Raw genomic sequence first — 18329 nt, forward strand, 5'->3', positions numbered from 1 at the left:
GCGCTGCAAAGATTTTCGGCCTGCATGTAGCAGTGCTCGCGCGGTTGGCGCGCCGCGGTGGACGCGCCGCGGCCGTGCGGATGAATTCCACTGGCCAACGCCGAGCATCAGCGTCATAGACAGAGCGGTCTGTCTGTGGCAGCGTCGCCCTCGTGCCTGCCCTGCGGTGTGCGAGGCGTTCCGGGCTTCCCGAAAGGACAACAACGTGGCAACTGGCACAGTGCGGATAGTCAGCGGCCACAAGAGTTTTGGTGCCGGCGCACCCGCGCTCGCCGGCGTCGACCTGACCATCGACGACGGAGACTTCCTGGCCATCCTCGGACGCAGTGGCAGCGGCAAGTCCACCCTGTTGCGGGTGATCGCCGGGCTGGAGCAACTCACCTCCGGAACGGTCGAGTGGTCCACCGGCAACGGCGTGGCCCGACCGCACACGGGTGTCGTATTTCAACAACCGCTCCTGATGCCCTGGCTCAATGCCCGGGAAAACGTCCTGTTCGCAGGACGATTCGCGGCGAACCGGAAGACCTTCGAACCCGAATACGCTCAGGAACTGCTGCGGCGTTTCGACCTCGAGCGGGTGGCGGACCAATATCCCGACCAATTGTCCGGCGGGCAGGCCCAGCGCGTCTCGATCATCCGCGCGGTCGCCACCCGGCCCCGGCTGCTCCTACTGGACGAGCCGTTCAGCGCTCTGGATCCTGCCATTCGCGGCGACTTGCGGACCTGGCTGGCCGGTCTCGCCGTTGAGCTCGGGATCACCGTCGTGCTGGTCACCCACGACGTCGACGAGGCTCTGCAATTGGCCAGCCGGATTGTGCTGCTCGGCCCCGACGGCCGGATCCGCCGTGACTGGCAACCCGGGGCCAGCGCCGGCGAGGAACTCCGACAGGAGATCCTCGACCATTACCGATTGGTCGACCAATGACCGGCGTGCTCTCGCGCCGGTCGCTGTTGGCCGGAAGTGTCGCGCTGGCCGCGGCGGGGGGTGTGGCCGGGGTGGCCGACCTGGCCCGCGCCGCGAGCATCGACCGGACCAATACCAGCGGACAGCTTCGCATCGGCTATCTGCCCATCACCGATGCGGCGCCGCTGCTGATCGCCCACGCCGCCGGGCTGTATGAGCGCGGCGTGGTCAGCTCGGCCAAGCCGATACTGTTTCGCAGCTGGGCGTCGCTGGCCGAAGCGTTCGTCACCCGTCAGGTCGACGCCGTGCACATGCTGATGCCGATGGCCATCCAGCTTCGCTTCGTGTTGGGCAGCGCCGTCCGGGTCTTGGCCTGGAACCACACCAACGGTTCGGCGCTGACCGTCGCCCCGAACATCAGCGACATCGGGCAACTAGCGGGAACGCAAGTGGCGATACCGTTTTGGTGGTCGATCCACAACATCATTCTCCAGGAACTGCTGCGCGCGCACGACCTGGTTCCGGTGGTGCGCCGAAGTGCCTCGCGCAGCGCCCGCACGGTCGAGCTGATCGTGATGAGCCCGTCGGACATGGTGCCCGCGCTGGCCAACCGTTCCATTAGCGGCTATGTGGTGGCCGATCCGTTCAACGCCATGGCTCAGGTGCGCAAGATCGGCCGCATCCAGACCTTTCTGGGCGACGTGTGGCGCGACCACGCCTGCTGTGTGGTCCTGGCCCACGAGGACCTGATCGAAAACCGGCCACAGGCGGCGGGCTCCCTGGTCAACTCGATTGTGCTTGCGCAGCAACGTATTAACGACAACCGCTCGGCCGCCGCGGCGGCACTGTCGACCGGTGCGTATTTGCCGCAGCCGCTGCCGGCCATCAAGACCGCACTCACCTACAACCCGAAGGACTATCGACTCGCGCATCCGGATTGGCAGCCGCAGCGGTTGGGTTATCAGCCATTCCCGTTCCCGAGCTTTACCCGTCGGCTGGTGGAGGCGATGTACGACACCGTGGTCGACGGCGACCGGCGGTTCCTGGATCGGCTCGATCCCGCGGTCGCTCACTCGCAACTGGTTCACGACAGCTTCGTGCGGGCGGCGCTGGACGCGCATGGCGGTGCCGCAAGCTTCGGTATTCCTGCCGACCTGACCCGAATTGAAGAGGTACAGCCGCTATGACCGCACAGGGAATCGAGACCTCAGCGCCGGGAGAAACCGTCCCACCGGCGACGACGTCCGCACCCAAGTGGTCACTGCTGCGGCGCTGGTGGCCGCCCGCGCTGGCCATCGGGGCGGCGGTTGCGCTCTGGTGGCTGGTCACCGCCGTGCTCGCATCTGGGCAATCGCTGCTGCACCAGACCACACCGGGCCAGGTGGCCAAGTCGTTGGTCGAGCTGTACAAGCGGGGCGTGCTGCTGTCCGACACCGAGGTGAGCCTGTGGCGGCTGCTCGTCGGCTTGCTGGTGGCCGCGGTCATCGGGATTCCTGCCGGACTGCTGGTCGGGCTCAGCGACACCGCCGATCGCGCCACCCGTCCCGTCATCCAATTCCTGCGGATGATCTCGCCGCTGTCGTGGGCTCCAATCTCGGTGGCGATCTTCGGAATCGGCAATGAGCCGGTCATTTTCCTGATTGCCGCGGCGGCGGTGTGGCCGATCCTGATCAACACCGCGGCCGGCGTGCACAGCGTCGACCCCGGCTACCTCCAGGTGGCGAAGTCGTTTGGGGCAAGCCGAAGAGAGCAGCTGACCGTCGTGGTGCTGCCCGCCATTCGTGGCCACCTGCAGACCGGCCTACGGGTTGCGCTGGGAATCGCGTGGGTGGTGCTGGTGCCGGCCGAAATGCTCGGTGTGCGTTCCGGTTTGGGCTACCAGATCCTCAACGCGCGCGATCAACTGGCCTACGGCCAAGTGGTCGCGGTGATTGTGGTCATCGGTGTCATCGGGTACGCGCTGGATCTTGCCGCACGGCGGCTGCTGTCGTCGCGGCGCGGCGACCGCTGAGTCAGGCCGTGTCGGTTGCGGCGCTGCGCTGCACGTGCACCGGCAGGTCGTCCGCCCACGGCTGAGCGGTGACCATGTCGTCGACATCGACGTAGCCACGCTCGAATTCGCCGGTCGCCGCATCCACCAGTCGATATTCCTGCCGCTGCTTGTGGATGGGCTGCGCGTCGAGAATCACCACCCGCACGTCGCCGGGCTCGAACCCGCACCGCTGCTGCAGCGCCTCGACGAGGCACTCGTTGTGCAGGTGCCCGTCGCCGAAGTTCCAGCCGAGCACCATCGCGCAGAGGACCTCGCCCTCGCACAGGTTGTAGTCGTCCTCGTCGTAGCCGGCCAGCGCGCGGTGCACCAGCGTGAGCAGCGCGCGGCCGTGGGTGTTCATGCCGCGGAAGGCCAGCGCCAGGTGCATCGGGATCAGCGTTTCCTCCTTGCTGCCGTACAACCGCTCGAGCTGCAGGTGCTGCATCGGGCCGAGCGCACGAGAGCCGGTGCGGAACTTCTCGTCCAGCGACGGCTTGACGCACCACAGGGTGGTGTCCCAGTTGCCGGCGTAATAACGCATGCCGGGCAGGAACGAAACCTTGCGCGGGAAGAGGTTTCCCACCACCACGACCGTGGTGATGACCGCGAACAGCACCACGGGCCAGGGGCTGGTCAGATCCGAGAGCCCGACGGGGGCGTGCGCCACGAACAGCCACAGCACACCGAAGATCATGAAGACGTTCCACTCCAGCGGCACGCCCATCGGGAAGGCCAGCAGGATGTTCAGGTGGAACACGATCATCACGAACGCGGCGATCGTGGTCGGCCAGCCGCCGTGTGAGAAGAGCAGCGCCAGTGGCACCAGGCCCTCCACCGCCGTCGAGAAGTGCGCGATGAAACCCGCTAATCCGCTGGGCCGCAGATCGTCGGGATAGTGCTTGAACATCGACCGCTTGAGCGGGCCCGAGGGGATGAACGGGTTGTTGGCCAGCATTGTCGAGATCACAAAGGGGAAGTGGCGGTTGAGCTTCGACGTCGCTGCGCCCAGCCAGATCACCATGAAGACGAGTTTGGCCCCGATGACGATGTCGGCCCCGGCGAACAGGAACGCCACCGCCAGCGGCGCGTACACCTCGGCGCGAGCGGCCAGGAAGATTATCTTGTCGCGCAGGCTGATAACGGCGAGGACGGCTAGGATCGTGACGGTCTGCCACCGCGGTAGCACGCCAATCACCGTGTCCAGAGCCGGAATTGGGCCGGCGCCGTCGGACACCAGCGCCGTCGCGAGCAACACCAGCAGCGCGCCGTAGAGCAGCGTGTCGAGCGGCGTCCGGTCGACGCCTTTGGTCAGCGGTACCCGGTCGGGCCAGGGTGGCAACCGGATGGTGCCGGGCCGCAGCCAGTACAGGATCGATCCCATCGGCGGGAAGTAGCGCCCGGCCAGCGGCCCGAAACAACAACCGAGACCGACGACTTCGAACAGCATGGTGAACAGCACGGCCTTCTGAAACACGATCGGCTCCGACCACCACGCGGTGACATCACCGAAGCCGCCGATGCCGGTCGTGCACCATCCGAAGAACCAGCCGCCGAGGATGTAGAGCGCGATCTTCACGCCGTACATCACATGCATAACCAGGGGAATGCCGAAGCCGTTCTCCGCGATGTGGCGCGTCATCGGAATGATCCGCTCGGCGCGGGTGCGCTTGCTCCACTCGGCAATGTCGACGACGGGCAGGTTGGGCTGGATGAACCCCATTGCAGCTCCTCTGACGCAACTCGTTCACCGGGTGCCAATCGCCGGTCCTGGCGCGAATCGGTGGTGACGAAGAAATTACCTGCAAAAAGGACGAATGCGTAGGGGTATCCCGTCCACCGGAACGGACAAATCCGCAGCGGCGGGATTGCGGGCCGGGCGGTCGACTGTCATCACGCCTGCTGCTTGAGAGACGCACCCGCGCATTGCAACTCGTAGTCGTCAGGGTTTGGACGGTTGGTCCATCGCCAATAATCGAAGATGCGGAACCCGTACAACGTGGGCACGTGGCCGGCGGCGTTCTTGTAGTAGCTGCTGGAGACCGCCGGATGCGTGTACACCATCTCCTTCAGCCGTTCCTGGCTGCGGCGGTTGTAGTCATCGCACACCTGCGCCCGCGGCATGGCGGAGGCGAAACCGCCCGCCAGCACCATGTCGATACAACCCATGATGTAGCGCATCTGGCACTCCGAGTTGTAGATGATGCTGGCGCCGTTCACCGCGTTGGTGCCCGGGCCGAACATGCAGAAGAAGTTCGGGAATCCCGGCACGGTGACACCCAGATAGGCGTACGCGGAATCGCCCCAGGCCGTGTTGAGTTCGACGCCGTCGCGACCGCGGACATTGATAGGCCCGAGTTGGTGGTTGACGTCGAATCCGGTGGCCCACACCAGCACATCGGCGGGTCGATGCACGCCGTCGATGGTCCTCACCCCGTCGGCCGTGATCTCGGTGACGCCGTCGGTGATCAGTACGACGTCGTCGCGTTGCAGTGTGGTCAGCCAGGTTCCGTTGTCCTGCAAGGTCCGCTTGCCCATCGGGGGATAGTTCGGCGTCACCTTCGCCAGGAGTTCCTCGTCGGCGCAGAAGACCCGCATCCACGCGATGAACATCTCGCGGATCGCGTGGTTCGACTCGCTGCACGAGAGTCCGCCGTTGTCCCAGGCCGGGTCGATCTTCACCTGCTCGTCGAGCGCATCGGCGATCGGCCACCACGACACGAACCGCGACCATCGTCCGTAGTACGGCAGATGGCGGATCGCCCACCTGGCTCCGTCTGGGATCTCGTCGTGGTAGATGGGGTTAGGCGCCATCCACTGCGGCGTGCGCTGGTAGACGTCGACATGTTGAGTCGAGTCGGCGATCGCGGGCACGAGCTGGAATCCGCTGGCGCCGGCCCCGATGACCGCGACCCGCTTACCCGTCAGGTCGATATCGTCGCGCCAATCCGCGGTGTGGAAAGACGGCCCGCGGAAGTCCTTGGCGCCGTTGATGTCCGGAATCACCGAGTTGCTGAACTGGCCGACCGCGCAGATCAGGGCACGCGCGGTCAGCGTTTCCTGGCCGCCGTCCGCCCCGCGGATCGTCACCCGCCAGGTTGCCGATTCCTCGTCCCAGTCCGCGCCGGTCACCTCGGTGTTGAATCGCGCGTTGGGGGCGATGTTGTAGCGGGTGGCGACTTCGTTGAGGTACCGCAGGATCTCGGGCTGCTCGGAGAAGTAATGCGTCCAATGGTCAAGTGGCTCGAACGAGTACGCGTAGTACTGGTTGGCGATGTCCACGCGACAGCCCGGATAGCGGTTGGCCAACCATGTTCCGCCGACGCCCGACTGCTTTTCGATGATCGTGAACGGTATGCCCGCCGCCTGCAGCTTGATCCCGGCCAACAGCCCACCCTCACCGCACCCGATGACGACGACGGGGAAGTCGGCGCGCTGCTCGGGTGTCGACGCCAATATCGGCCCGCACTGATCGGCATCGCTGAACCGCAGGTCCGCGGCGACGTAGTCGATGTACTCCTCGGTGACCTGGCCAGCGGATATCGTCTCGAACATCACCCGCATCTGCTCGGCATTCGGGACGAACGGCGGCGGACAGCCGCGGTCGCGGTAGTCGCGAATCACGTCGAAGGCGCGCTTGCGTACTAACTCCTTGTCAGGCTCGCTCATCGCGCCCTGCAGATCCATCGCAATGAGCATGAACGGCCGCGGAAGCTCGTCCAGCAGACCCATGTCGCCGGTCATGTGCACCATCGACATCAACAGCGCCGGAACACTGGCTTGCTCGACGGCCGACCGGATAACGTCGTCGGGGTCGTCGAACGGCTGACCGAGCAGTCGGCTGAGGTCCGTCGATGCGGATGACACAGCAGGTGGGGACACGATTCCTCCGCGTGACTAGACAGATCTTTAGTGATGTCTAGTCGTAGGTTAGCATCGTGGCCGTCCTTCTCAGGTGAAGGAGGTCCGATCCCATACGTCGACTACAGGGACATGACTGTGACCGCGGCCCTGGAGACCACTCATTAATGGCAGCGGTGCGTGGTCAATCGGAAAACGGCAACGGAGGCGAGACCAACGTCAGTGGCGCACAAAGCTGTTCGTGTGTTCCGCCGGCTGCGGGTCCACCGCGGGTGACCGCCGGCCGACCCGCAGGAAGCTGCCGGTGCGTACCTTGCCGAGGATGTCGGTGGGTTCCCCGTTTGCGACGACCTGCTGGCCACTGATGAACACCGCAACGACGGTGGCGTCGTTGCGATTCACCATGCGGGACAACCCGCCATACTGTTCGACGCGCTCTTCGGCGTACGCATCCAGGGAGTCGTCGAGGCGCTCGGGATCGATGATCGACAGATCCGCCCGGTCACCGATGCGCAGGTGGCCGGCGTCGAGTCCGTACCAGTCGGCGATCTCGCCGCTGAGGCGGTGGATTGCGTATTCGATTGACATGAAAGGTGTTCCGGTATTGTCCGCGTCCCGCACGTGTCTGAGCAGCCGCAGGCCCATGTTGTAGAAGGCCATATTCCGAAGGTGCGCACCGGCATCCGAGAACCCCAACTGGGTGTAGGGCTCCGTGGCGAATTTCTTGAGCACTTCGGGGCGATGGTTGGAGATGGTGGTGAACCAGCGGAGTTTGGTGCCGTGCTCGAGGACCAGGTCGAGGAACGCGTCGACCGGGTGCAGGCCGCCGCGATCGAGGCCGACCTCACCGAACGACTTTCCGATGACGGACGAGTCCGGGCAATCGGTGATCATCGCGTCGAAGAAGTCGCGGTGCCACACCCGAATTCCGAACTTCTGGTCGTAATCCTTGCGGAACCGTCGCCGGTAGGCTTCGTCGCGCATCAACTCGTCGCGTTCCAGGCAGTCCGCCAGGTGCATCGCTTCCTGTCCCGATCCGAACTCCTCGAAGATGACGAAGTCGATGCCGTCGGCGTAGACGGTGAACGGTACCGGGAGATGCTGGAAGCGGAAGTTGGCGCCGAGCGCATTGACGGCCGTGGCCAGTCCCTTGAGGAAGTAGAACGCGACAGGATTCGACTTGGCGTCGGCCGCGGCCAGCAGGCTGGTCTTCAGCGGCTTGCGATACAGCCCTATCGACTGCAGTGCCTGAAAGACCAGATTCACCGGCATGGCGATGTCGGGAGCCGATTGCAGGATGCGGCCCCGGGCGCGCACCAATTTCTTGAGCCGACGGTTTTCGCGCCACTTCGCGTAGGTCGACGGCAGGGTGCGGGACCGGCAGGTCTGCCCGTCGAGTTTGTCGAAACGAAGCTGGTTGGTCGACAACCCGATGAAGCCGGCGTCCAGCGCCTCGGTCAGCATCCGCTCCATGCGGGCCACTTCGGCGCGGGTCGGCTTGATGTCGTCGTCGGTGGAGCGGTCGAGTCCCATGGTGACGGTGCGGATGTCCGAATGTCCGATGAAGGAGCACAGGTTTGGGCCCAGCGGCAGGTCCTCGATCGCGGTGATGTACTGCTCGCCGCTGCTCCACGTCTTGTGTGCGCCGATCGACTTGATCACGTGTTCGCGCGGAATCGCCTCGACTCGGCCGAAGAGGTCGCCGGCGTCCTCGGCATCGACGTGAATGGTTGATATCGAGCACGATCCCGTTGCCACCGTCGTCACGCCGTGCCGGACGGACTCTGCCAACCCGGGACCTTCGAGGACCTCGATGTCGTAGTGCGTGTGAATGTCGAGGAACCCCGGGACAACCCACTTCCCGGATGCGTCAATGACGCTGCGGCAACCGGCTTCGTCGAGGTCGTTGGTCGAGACCGCGGTCACGTGCCCGCCCGAAATTCCGATATTGCGGATGGCCGAGGGCGCTCCGGTCCCGTCAAACCACCGTCCGTTGCGGATGATCGTGTCGTATGACATATCCGTTCCTCGCCGTTGGGTGCGACCGTCGCCTTGCGGCGCTGCTCGCGTTCTCTAGACCATACGCTCTTACCGCACATGGATGGTGACAGGCGGGAAAATCTACACCATACAAAAGTCAAAAGTGTATGTTCTCGCGGAGCCCGTCGACGCGCCTGGGGATGCGGAAATCACTCATTTTGGCGGTGCGACTCTTCGTCGGGGGTCGAGCTCGACACGGAGGCTCCGCGGTGCCGCCCAGATGGCCCGCTAAGACATTTTGGGCTGATGGGGTTGGTGCGATGCCGCACGCGAAGCATCGCGGTGCAGCGGAACTGCGATTGGTGCGCCGTCAGGGTTTCGAACCCCGGACCCGCTGATTAAGAGTCAGCTGCTCTACCAACTGAGCTAACGGCGCTTGGTCAGCCGAGATTGCGTTGCGACTTTAACAGGCATCCCGTCGCAGTGCGAAATCGCTGGACCACCCAGTGTAGAGCCTGCGCGGCGAGCGGTCGTCCAGCGTTTTGCGGGCCTTGGGCGGCTGGCTTAAGGTCATCCAGCTGAGTTGCCATGAGCACTGGGCGTAACCCATTAGAATATTTGCAAGTATTCTCCGGTCAGCGGTGACCGTACATCAACATAAATATTGTGGAAGGTCACTTGATGGCGCCTTTGCGTAGACGTCGATCGTGGCTGGCTGCTGGGTTGGTCATGTTTGCTGTCATCGGTGTCGCCTGCAGTAGCAACCACACCGCCGCCCCGCCGAAAATCATCTTCGACAAGGGCACGCCGTTCGCCGATCTGCTGGTTCCCAAGCTCACCTCCTCGGTGTCGGACGGCGCCGTCGGCGTCACCGTCGATGCACCGGTCACCGTCAACGTTGCCGATGGCGTGCTGGCGTCGGTCACGATGGTCAACGACAACGGCAAGACGATCAACGGCCAACTGAGCCCCGATGGACTGCGCTGGTCGACGACCGATCAGCTCGGCTACAACCGCCACTACACGCTGAACGTGAAGGCGCTCGGGCTCGGCGGCGCCGCGAGCCGCCAGATGAGCTTCTCGACCAGTTCGCCCGCGCACCTGACGATGCCGTACGTCGCTCCGGGCGACGGCGAGGTCGTGGGCATCGGCGAGCCGGTGGCGATCCGGTTCGACGAGAACATCGCGGACCGCGCCGCCGCTCAAAAGGCGATCAAAATCACCACCAACCCACCCGTCGAGGGCGCGTTCTACTGGCTGAACAACCGCGAAGTGCGTTGGCGCCCAGAGCATTTCTGGAAAGCCGGAACAGCCATCGACGTGGCGGTCAACACCTATGGCGTCGACCTGGGCGACGGAATGTTCGGCGAGGACAACGTCAAGACCCACTTCACCATCGGCGACGAGGTCATCTCGACCGCCGACGACAACACCAAGATGGTGACCGTCCGGGTCAACGGTGAAGTCGTGAAGACGATGCCGACGTCGATGGGCAAGGACAGCACCCCGACGGCCAACGGGTTCTACATCATCGGCGGCCGGTACCGGCACATCATCATGGACTCGTCGACGTACGGGGTTCCGGTCAACTCGCCCAACGGGTATCGCACCGAAGTCGACTGGGCCACGCAGATGTCCTACAGCGGCGTTTTCGTACACTCCGCGCCCTGGTCGGTCGGTGCGCAAGGCCATACCAACACCAGCCACGGCTGTCTGAACGTGAGCCCGAGCAACGCCGAGTGGTTCTACGACCACAGCAAGAGCGGGGACATCGTCGAGGTCGTCAACACGGTCGGGTCGACGCTTCCCGGCACCGAGGGCCTGGGCGACTGGAACATCCCCTGGCCGCAGTGGAAAGCCGGCAACGCCAACACGTGATGGCGGCTGGGCGAGTCAGCCCTTCGGTTTGAGGCCGGTGCTGCCGGCGTGCTCGAGTCGCTGGTCGGCGATCGCCTTGATCGCGTCCTGGGTGGTCGAATTTCCGGTGATGGCCCTCAGGAAATCCTCCCGGCGCAGCCGCCAGAGCGTGCCCGCCTGCAAGCATCGCACCGTGGCGGTGCGCGGCACATCGAACAGCAGGGCGATCTCCCCGAAGTGGTCACCGTCATGCAGCGTTCGCACCGGCTCGCCGTCGACGACGGTTTCGTAGCCACCGGAGCCGATCAGGAACATGTCGTCGGCGGAGTCACCTTGCCGGACAACGACATCGGCTTCGGCGACCGCAACGGCGATCAGGGCCGAGGCAAGCTGGTCGGCGGCCGCGACGGACAACGGCCGGAACGCTTCCACGCTCCTGATCGCGTCCAGTTCCTGGCGCCGCACCGGTGAGCGCCGTTCCACCCGCAGGACCCGGAACAGGCCATAGATCGCACCGAGCAGCGCCAAACCGGCTGCCACCCGCAGCGTCCCACGCACTCCGATCGCGGCGTTGACCTGGGCGGCGCAGAATCCGGCCACGCCAACGACCGAGACGGCGATCACCGCGTTGATTCCGGCGAGCAGGTCCAGCGACCGCCCTGACGCGCTGCGCTGCAGCAGGGTGCGCCCGCACACGATTTGATAGGCGATACCGATACCCAACGTGCTCAGCAGTGGGATGGCCAGAGCCACTGTCGAGGTCACCGCGAGGGCGAACAGGACCACTGCGCAAGCCAGAAATCCGACGACCATCGGCAACGACATCGAATGGCGACCGAGCGAGAGACTGGCGATGCCGCCGACCAGACCGCCGATACCGACCGCCCCGATCAGCACCGGCGTACCCGACGACCCCATGTGTAAAAGGTCGCTCGCGATGCTGGCGACGATGCTTTGCGCGATGCCGGTCAGCGATGCGGTGATGGCCATGACAGCGACCACCACCCGGGCGTTCGTCGACCTCCGAAGGACACCGATTCCGCCGGCGAGTTCGTTGGCGACGCGCGAGCCCTCGTTGCGGACTCGGGTGTCTATCCCGCGAATGGTCAACAGCGGCCACGCTCCGAGTGCGCAAAAGACCACGATGGTCGCCAGGGCGGCGGGCGGCCCGGAGACCCCCAAGGCCACCGCGGCCACACCCGCACCCACCAGCACTCCGGAGGTCTCGAGCAGGGCGGCAACCGCATTGGCGGCGACCAGCTGGGCCGGTGAATCGGCCAACCACGGCAGCAGGGCGTCGTGCAGTGCCTTCGGGGCGGACTGGGTGAACCCTTCCAATGCGAGCACCAAAAACAGGAGCGCGGTCGCCGTGTGAAGTTCCAACAGCGGAATCACCAGCGCCACTGCGACACCCCGGGCGACGATGGAGCCGGCCAGCACCCGCTCGCGCCGGAACCTGCCCGCCAGGGCGGCATAAACGGGGGCGCTGATCGCCCCGGTGATCTGCCGAACGAAGAGGAACCAGCCCGGGCCGATCGGGCCTAGCAGTTCGAAGGTGACGACCAACATCGTCGAAACCCAGGCGACATGGGCGACCACACCGGCGGCGATCGATGCTTCTACTCTGGCGATATTCGGATTGGAGAAGGCGTTGCGAAACGCGGACCACCGACTTGCTCGTGCCGGCGCCTCGGCCATTCGGTCAGCATATCGTCACGTCGGCAGGTGCGCTTGGCTTTGGGTCGACGAACTAGTTGCGGCGCAACAGATTACAACAGATACATGAGTTCGCTTGCGGCGCAGTCGCTTTACGAGCCGCGGCGGATATTCGGGCGCCGCAAACTGCTATGCGCAGGTGAAGAGCGGGTCGCACACGACGGTGAATGTGCACCCCGATGCCGCCGGGGCCGTGAACGCGAGGACCAGCGCGAGGACGACCTTGTACTTCAGACCAGACATGACCACTCCGAACCTATGCAATGGGGTGATAGTACGCCATGCGATCTTGAAAAAACATGGCGCTGGCAAACACCGGCCGCGGGGCCTCGCCGCCCGCCGGTGCCGGGGTGGTCAGGGCAGCCACCAGGATAGCAAGGCCGCTGCGCCACAACGTAATAGGTGATCGGGTTCGGCGACGTACACGGTCGATTCCGGTGCCCGTCGAGCTTGCCAGCGCCCGGGCGAAGCAAAAAGGTCAGAGGGCGGATATGCCCCCTGACCTTGTGGGGTGAGTGACGGGACTCGAACCCGCGACATTCAGGATCACAACCTGACGCTCTACCAGCTGAACTACACCCACCACGGCCGCGTGCTAACACGCAGCGACTGTCGATACTAGCGGTTCGGTGGCTCGGCGGCCGAATCAATTGCCTCCTGGGCGCCGTCGCTGCCCTCTAGTTCGGTGGCCACGGCCGCGATTTCGCTGGTAGAAGGCCCTGGCAGGGGCACGAAGGCGGTACGCCGGTAGAACTTCAGCTCGCGGATGGACTCGCGGATGTCGGCCAGGGCCCGGTGTTTGACGCCCTTGGCCGGCTGGCCGAAGTAAATGCGGGGGTACCACCGGCGGCAGAGTTCCTTGATCGAGCTGACGTCGATCATCCGGTAGTGCAGAAACGAGTCCAGGGCCGGCATATCGCGGGCGATGAACGAACGATCCGTGGCGATCGAATTGCCCGCCAGCGGCGCCGTCTTGGGCTGCTTGACGTACTTGCCGATGTATTCGAGCACCATCGCCTCGGCGGTGGCCAGGTCGACGGTCGACGCCCGCACCTCATCGATCAGCCCCGAGCGGGTGTGCATTTCGGTGACCACGTCGATCATCGACGACAGGGCGGCGTCATCGGTGTGAATCACCACGTCTACGCCGTCGCCCAGAATATTCAGATCGGCGTCGGTGACCAGGGCCGCGATCTCGATCAACTTGTCCGATCCCAGCTCCAACCCGGTCATCTCGCAGTCGATCCACACCAGTTCGTCGCGCACAGCGCCCAGCGTATGCCCACGTGAGCCCTGCCCCTGTCTCCCCCTGGCAAGTAGTGTTGAGCGTTGCAACTTTCTCCGGAGTGGGGCGGAGCGCGATGACCACAGAATCGGCGGACGGCGGACCCGCGCAACGGATCGCCAGCGGCTACGCCGTCGAAGGCCAGGCACTGGAATTGGGCACCGTTGTCATCGACGGCACCGCCGACCCGGGCGCGCAGATTCGCATCCCGCTGGCCACCGTCAACCGGCATGGTCTGGTGGCCGGGGCGACCGGGACCGGCAAGACCAAGACGCTGCAGCTGATCGCCGAACAGCTCAGCGCTGCCGGCGTTCCGGTGCTGATGGCCGACGTGAAGGGTGACCTGTCCGGCCTGTCCCGGCCGGGGGAGGCCAACGACAGGACGGCGGCGCGGGCAAAGGACACTGGGGACGCGTGGGCGGCGACCGGCTTCCCGGTGGAGTTCTTGTCGTTGGGCACCGACGGGCTCGGCGTACCGATACGCGCCACCGTCGCCAGTTTCGGTCCCGTCTTGTTATCAAAAGTGTTGTCGCTCAATGCCACTCAAGAGTCAACCCTGGGACTGATCTTCCATTGGGCGAAGGAGAACAACCGCTCGCTGGTCACCCTTGACCAACTTCGCACCGTCATCAGCCACCTGACCGGCGACGAAGGCAAGGCCGACCTGAAATCGCTTGGCGGGGTGTCATCGACGACGGCCGGCGTCATCTTGCGCGCGCTGGTGAACCTCGAAGGCGAGGGCGGCGACACCTTCTTCGGCGAACCGAAGCTCGATCCGCAAGACCTGCTGCGCGTCGACAACCAGGGCCACGGCACCATCTCGCTGCTCGAGTTCAGCGGTCAGTCATTGCGTCCGGTCATCTTCTCGACCTTCCTGATGTGGTTACTCGCCGACCTGTTCGACGAACTGCCCGAGGTGGGCGACATCGACAAACCCAAGCTGGTGTTCTTTTTCGACGAGGCGCATCTGTTGTTCACCGACGCGTCCAAAGCGTTCCTCGAGCAGGTTGAGCAGACCGTCAAGCTGATCCGCTCCAAGGGCGTCGGGGTCTTCTTCTGCACCCAGTTGCCCACGGATCTGCCCAACGACGTGCTCTCCCAGCTGGGCGCCCGGATCCAGCACGCGCTGCGCGCGTTCACCCCCGATGACCAGAAGGCCCTGTCCAAGACCGTCCGTACCTATCCGAAGACCGATGTCTACGACCTGGAGTCGGCGTTGACCTCGCTGGGCATTGGCGAGGCCGTCGTCACCGTGCTGTCCGAGAAGGGCGCGCCGACGCCGGTTGCCTGGACGCGCATGCGCGTACCCCGGTCGTTGATGGGCGCCATCGACACCGACGAGATCACCAAGGCGGCGAAAGATAGTCCGCTGCAGGCCAAATACGGACAGACCAAGCAGCAGCCGTCGGAACCCGAAGTGCCGCAACCACCTCCGCCGTCACCGGCGGCTCCGCCGCGCGGGCAATTCGACCCGCTGCCTTCTTATCCGGATCCATACGACATACCGCCGATGCCCGCGCCGGCCGAGCCGCAAGGCCCCGCCATGTGGGAGGAAGTCCTGAAGAATCCGACCGTGAAAAGCGGCATCAACACCGCGATTCGCGAAGCGGTGAAAAGCATCTTCGGCACCGGCCGCGGCCGCCGCAAATAGCGTTTAGCCGCCGCCGAGTTTCTTGTAGAAGGCGCCGACGATCGGCGCCACGATCGCGCGGGGAGCATACCCGCTGCCGACCGACATCGCCTTGGAGGTCAAGCCCGGGACGACGCGCATCTTGTTGCGCTCCAACGCATCCAGCGAGAGCCGGGCGGTGTGCTCGGTCGAGATCCACAGGAAGTCGGGCACCAGCCGTTCGACCAGTGACCGCTCGGCATCGTCGGGCAGGTCGGTGCGCACCGGGCCGGGTGCCAGCAGCGTGACGTGCACACCCGAGCGGCGCAGTTCGCCGCGTAATGACTCGCTGAAGGTGTTGACGAATGCTTTCGAGGCGGCATAGGTCGCGTTGTAGGGGATCGGCGAATTACCCGCCGCCGAGCCGGAAATCAAGATGCCGCCCGCGCCGCGCTCGACCATCCCCGGCAATGCCGCCAACGTAAGGTCGTGCACCGCTACGGCATTCAGTTGCACCTGAGCCTTTTCGCCCGCCGGGTCGAGGCCGGAGACCGGCCCGAACGTGCCGGTGCCCGCGTTGGCGCACAGGATCGAGATGTTGCGGGTCGCCAGCTCGTCGCACAGTTTGGCCCGTTCCGTCGGGTCGGCGAGATCGGCAGGCCGCACTTCCACGGTGACGCCGTACTTCTCGGCTAGCCGAGCGGCAAGGTCGTTGAGCTTGTCTTCGCGTCGCGCGGTGACGATCAGGTGGTGTCCGCGCGCGGCCAATTCCGTGGCCAGCGCCTCGCCGATGTTTTGCGAAGCTCCGGTGACAACGGCGCGCGCATCGGGGCTGGGAGCGGGTACCGGCATGCGCCAATCGTAGACAGCGGCCAAATCCTCGACGGCAACGGCCGCAGCCGCGCGCGGCGGCTTGTCGGCTCAACAAATAGAGTGCCGGGCATGGGTCGGCCAGAACCGGGGGTGGGCGAGATCGCGCGATCTCGGGTGGCGGCGTGGGCGCTGTGGGACTGCGGGTCAACGGGTCTGAACGCGATCGTGGCGACATTCGTGTTCTCCGTCTACCTGACCAGCAGCGTGGGCGTGGGCATACCCGGCAGCACCACGCCGGAGAGCTGGCTGGGCCGCGCGGGCGCGCTCGCCGGGTTGACGGTCGCGCTGCTGGCGCCGCTGGTCGGCGTGTGGGTGGAGTCGCCGCATCGCCGACGCGTGGCCCTGAGCGTGCTGACCGGCCTGGCGGTGACGCTGACCTGCTCGATGTTCCTGATCCGGGATCGGCCCTCCTACTTGTGGGCCGGGTTGGTGCTGCTGGGCGCGACGGCGGCCTGCGGTGACCTGGCCAGCGTCCCGTACAACGCGATGCTGCGTCAGCTCTCGACTCCGCAGACGGCCGGCCGGATCTCCGGTCTGGGCTGGGCGTCGGGTTACCTCGGCAGCGTCCTGCTGCTGTTGCTGATCTATACCGGCTTCATCTCCGGCTCCGGGTCCGACGCGGAGCGGGGACTGCTGCACGTGCCCGCGGCCGACGGACTCTACGTCCGGGAGGCCATGCTGGCCGCCGCGGCGTGGCTGGCGGTGTTGGCGCTCCCGTTGCTCCGCGTCGCGCACCGGCTTCCCGACACCGGCGAGGTCCACCAGCCGACGACGATGCTGGGCGGCTATCGCAAGCTGTGGACCGAAATCTCCGCCGAATGGCGGCGCGACCGCAACCTGGTCTATTTCCTGGGCGCCAGCGCCCTATTCCGCGACGGACTCGCGGCGATATTCGCGTTCGGCGCCGTACTGGGTGTCAACGTATACGGCATCTCGCAGGCCAACGTGCTGATCTTCGGCGTGGCGGCCAGCGTGGTCGCCGCCGTCGGCGCGGTGGCGGGCGGCTTCGTCGATCACCGGATCGGGTCCAAACCGGTCATCGTCGGGTCGCTGGTGGCGATCGTCACCACCACGCTCACCATGATGGTGCTCTCCGGTCCGGTGGCCTTCTGGGCGTGCGGCCTGCTGCTCTGCTTGTTCATCGGGCCGTCGCAGTCCTCGGCCCGCGCCCTGCTGTTGCAGATGGCCACCAACGGGCGGGAAGGCGTGGCGTTCGGGCTGTACACGATGACGGGCCGGGCCGTCGCATTCGTCGCGCCCTGGCTGTTCTCGGTGTTTGTCGATGTCTTCGGCGCGGTGCGCGCCGGGCTGGGCGGGATATCGCTGGTGCTGATCGCCGGGCTGATCGCGATGATCGCGGTCCGTGTCCCGCCGCGCCACGCCGCCGCGGTCGAACCAGTCGAACAGGCCTAGCGGCCGGCCGCGTCGCAGACGGTGATGCCGGCCCCGAGCCGTTGGCGCACCTGCACGCCGTCCACGCTGACCGAACAGGTGACGTTGTGGCCAATGTTGATGATCGTGACGCTGGCCGGGTGGGCGGCCGACTGCGACAGGCTGACCTGCTTGGTCCACGGCAGCGAGACATTGAACTCAGTCTGGATGACGTCGCCGGTGTCCCAGTAGGTGATGCTGATCGCGCGCCCCTCGCCGCTGACGTTGTAGACGACGTTCTGTATCGCGCCCGGGGTGGGCGCGGGCCCGGCCGAGCCGCTGGGCGGCGGTGCCGGCACCAGGGTCTGTGACGGTCGCGCAGCCCGTGTCGACGGGGTAGGCGTCGGGCTCTGCGCACTCGATCCGGGCATCGCGGGCAACGGCGGCACGGCCGTCTGGGTCTTGAGCGCGCCATTGGTGAGGACCAGCGCGATCAACAGCGCGACAACCAGCAGCACCGCCGCGCCGGCACCGATCAACAGCCAACGGGGCGATCTCGGCCCTTCGGGCGGCGGGGGAGCCATGCCCCCGGGGGGCAGCCCGCCCGGTGGCGGCTGGTCCTGGTCCTGTTGCCAGTACGCCGGCAGCCGTTTCGTCGGGTTGGTCTCGTTCAGGCTCGGCGCCCATTGCGGGGCGTACCCGCCGTAGGTGGGCGCATAGGGCGCTTGGTCGGCATAGGCCGGATCAGCGAGCGGCGCGTTCCGCGGGCCAATCGGCCCGGTCGGTTCCGACCCCGCTTGAAGGGGACTAAACCGCTCGGGTCGACGTGGATCGTTCATGTCCA

At 65.6% G+C, this 18329-nt stretch carries 13 protein-coding genes and 2 tRNA genes; 6 read left to right on the top strand and 9 right to left on the bottom strand.

The window, feature by feature from the left end; translation table 11 throughout:
• Nucleotides 1-205 precede the first annotated feature (205 nt).
• From LMQ14_RS08305 to LMQ14_RS08315, 3 genes are read left to right on the top strand one after another with little or no spacing between them, the layout of a single operon-like run.
• The gene (locus LMQ14_RS08305; RefSeq protein ID WP_267734284.1) at nt 206-925 is read left to right on the top strand and encodes an ABC transporter ATP-binding protein; all 720 of its coding nucleotides are present in this window, start codon (nt 206-208) and stop codon (nt 923-925) included.
• Complete coding sequence (locus LMQ14_RS08310; RefSeq protein ID WP_267734285.1) at nt 922-2091, top strand: ABC transporter substrate-binding protein; 1170 nt, start codon at nt 922-924, stop codon at nt 2089-2091. The genes LMQ14_RS08305 and LMQ14_RS08310 overlap by 4 nt, the downstream gene beginning before the upstream one ends.
• Nucleotides 2088-2915 carry an ABC transporter permease gene (locus LMQ14_RS08315; RefSeq protein ID WP_267734286.1) on the top strand — a complete coding sequence of 276 codons (828 nt, stop codon included), beginning with the start codon at nt 2088-2090 and terminating at the stop codon, nt 2913-2915. Before LMQ14_RS08310 ends, LMQ14_RS08315 begins: the two co-directional genes overlap by 4 nt.
• A 1-nt stretch (nt 2916) precedes the next feature.
• Here LMQ14_RS08315 and LMQ14_RS08320 read toward each other — a convergent pair whose 3' ends face one another.
• The 4 genes from LMQ14_RS08320 to LMQ14_RS08335 form a co-directional block, all read right to left on the bottom strand.
• The gene (locus LMQ14_RS08320; protein WP_267734287.1) at nt 2917-4656 is read right to left on the bottom strand and encodes a DUF3556 domain-containing protein; all 1740 of its coding nucleotides are present in this window, start codon (nt 4654-4656) and stop codon (nt 2917-2919) included.
• 170 nt (nt 4657-4826) lie between these two features.
• Complete coding sequence (locus tag LMQ14_RS08325; protein ID WP_267734288.1) at nt 4827-6815, bottom strand: flavin-containing monooxygenase; 1989 nt, start codon at nt 6813-6815, stop codon at nt 4827-4829.
• Nucleotides 6816-7013: 198 nt separating this feature from the next.
• On the bottom strand, nt 7014-8813 hold the full coding sequence (locus LMQ14_RS08330) for an N-acyl-D-amino-acid deacylase family protein (RefSeq protein ID WP_267734289.1): 1800 nt from the start codon (nt 8811-8813) through the stop codon (nt 7014-7016).
• Nucleotides 8814-9134: 321 nt separating this feature from the next.
• Nucleotides 9135-9210, bottom strand: a tRNA-Lys gene (locus tag LMQ14_RS08335).
• 245 nt (nt 9211-9455) lie between these two features.
• Between LMQ14_RS08335 and LMQ14_RS08340 the strand changes: the two genes are divergently transcribed.
• Nucleotides 9456-10652 carry a L,D-transpeptidase gene (locus LMQ14_RS08340; protein WP_267734290.1) on the top strand — a complete coding sequence of 399 codons (1197 nt, stop codon included), beginning with the start codon at nt 9456-9458 and terminating at the stop codon, nt 10650-10652.
• Between the two features lie 15 nt (nt 10653-10667).
• Here LMQ14_RS08340 and LMQ14_RS08345 read toward each other — a convergent pair whose 3' ends face one another.
• From LMQ14_RS08345 to orn, 3 genes are all read right to left on the bottom strand, one after another.
• Complete coding sequence (locus LMQ14_RS08345; RefSeq protein ID WP_267734291.1) at nt 10668-12329, bottom strand: cyclic nucleotide-binding domain-containing protein; 1662 nt, start codon at nt 12327-12329, stop codon at nt 10668-10670.
• 525 nt (nt 12330-12854) lie between these two features.
• Nucleotides 12855-12930: transfer RNA gene (locus LMQ14_RS08350), tRNA-His, on the bottom strand.
• Between the two features lie 35 nt (nt 12931-12965).
• Entirely contained in the window at nt 12966-13613 is a 648-nt protein-coding gene (orn, locus tag LMQ14_RS08355; protein WP_267734292.1) for an oligoribonuclease, read from the bottom strand.
• A 95-nt stretch (nt 13614-13708) separates the two neighbouring features.
• Between orn and LMQ14_RS08360 the strand changes: the two genes are divergently transcribed.
• Nucleotides 13709-15283, top strand: coding sequence for a helicase HerA-like domain-containing protein (locus tag LMQ14_RS08360; RefSeq protein WP_267734293.1), 1575 nt, complete (start codon nt 13709-13711; stop codon nt 15281-15283).
• 3 nt (nt 15284-15286) lie between these two features.
• On the opposite strand, the gene cmrA is transcribed toward LMQ14_RS08360, so the two are convergent.
• The gene (cmrA, locus tag LMQ14_RS08365; protein WP_267734294.1) at nt 15287-16093 is read right to left on the bottom strand and encodes a mycolate reductase; all 807 of its coding nucleotides are present in this window, start codon (nt 16091-16093) and stop codon (nt 15287-15289) included.
• 90 nt (nt 16094-16183) lie between these two features.
• Here cmrA and LMQ14_RS08370 point away from each other — a divergent pair, with 90 nt between their 5' ends.
• Complete coding sequence (locus LMQ14_RS08370; protein WP_267734295.1) at nt 16184-17527, top strand: MFS transporter; 1344 nt, start codon at nt 16184-16186, stop codon at nt 17525-17527.
• On the opposite strand, the gene LMQ14_RS08375 is transcribed toward LMQ14_RS08370, so the two are convergent.
• Nucleotides 17524-18324: an MmpS family transport accessory protein gene (locus tag LMQ14_RS08375; RefSeq protein ID WP_267734296.1), complete on the bottom strand. Its 801-nt coding sequence runs from the start codon at nt 18322-18324 to the stop codon at nt 17524-17526. The two genes, LMQ14_RS08370 and LMQ14_RS08375, sit on opposite strands and share 4 nt — an antisense overlap.
• Nucleotides 18325-18329: the final 5 nt, after the last annotated feature.

The organism is Mycobacterium sp. Aquia_213 (genome assembly GCF_026625985.1).
Classification (GTDB): Bacteria; Actinomycetota; Actinomycetes; order Mycobacteriales; family Mycobacteriaceae; genus Mycobacterium.

Excerpts from the sequence above, each read along its gene's own strand:
- LMQ14_RS08310 (WP_267734285.1), top strand. The coding sequence starts at position 922 with ATGACCGGCGTGCTCTCGCGCCGGTCGCTGTTGGCCGGAAGTGTCGCG.
- LMQ14_RS08315 (WP_267734286.1), top strand. The coding sequence starts at position 2,088 with ATGACCGCACAGGGAATCGAGACCTCAGCGCCGGGAGAAACCGTCCCA.
- LMQ14_RS08320 (WP_267734287.1), bottom strand. The coding sequence starts at position 4,656 with ATGGGGTTCATCCAGCCCAACCTGCCCGTCGTCGACATTGCCGAGTGG.
- LMQ14_RS08330 (WP_267734289.1), bottom strand. The coding sequence starts at position 8,813 with ATGTCATACGACACGATCATCCGCAACGGACGGTGGTTTGACGGGACC.
- LMQ14_RS08340 (WP_267734290.1), top strand. The coding sequence starts at position 9,456 with ATGGCGCCTTTGCGTAGACGTCGATCGTGGCTGGCTGCTGGGTTGGTC.
- LMQ14_RS08345 (WP_267734291.1), bottom strand. The coding sequence starts at position 12,329 with ATGGCCGAGGCGCCGGCACGAGCAAGTCGGTGGTCCGCGTTTCGCAAC.
- LMQ14_RS08360 (WP_267734293.1), top strand. The coding sequence starts at position 13,709 with ATGACCACAGAATCGGCGGACGGCGGACCCGCGCAACGGATCGCCAGC.
- cmrA (WP_267734294.1), bottom strand. The coding sequence starts at position 16,093 with ATGCCGGTACCCGCTCCCAGCCCCGATGCGCGCGCCGTTGTCACCGGA.
- LMQ14_RS08370 (WP_267734295.1), top strand. The coding sequence starts at position 16,184 with ATGGGTCGGCCAGAACCGGGGGTGGGCGAGATCGCGCGATCTCGGGTG.
- LMQ14_RS08375 (WP_267734296.1), bottom strand. The coding sequence starts at position 18,324 with ATGAACGATCCACGTCGACCCGAGCGGTTTAGTCCCCTTCAAGCGGGG.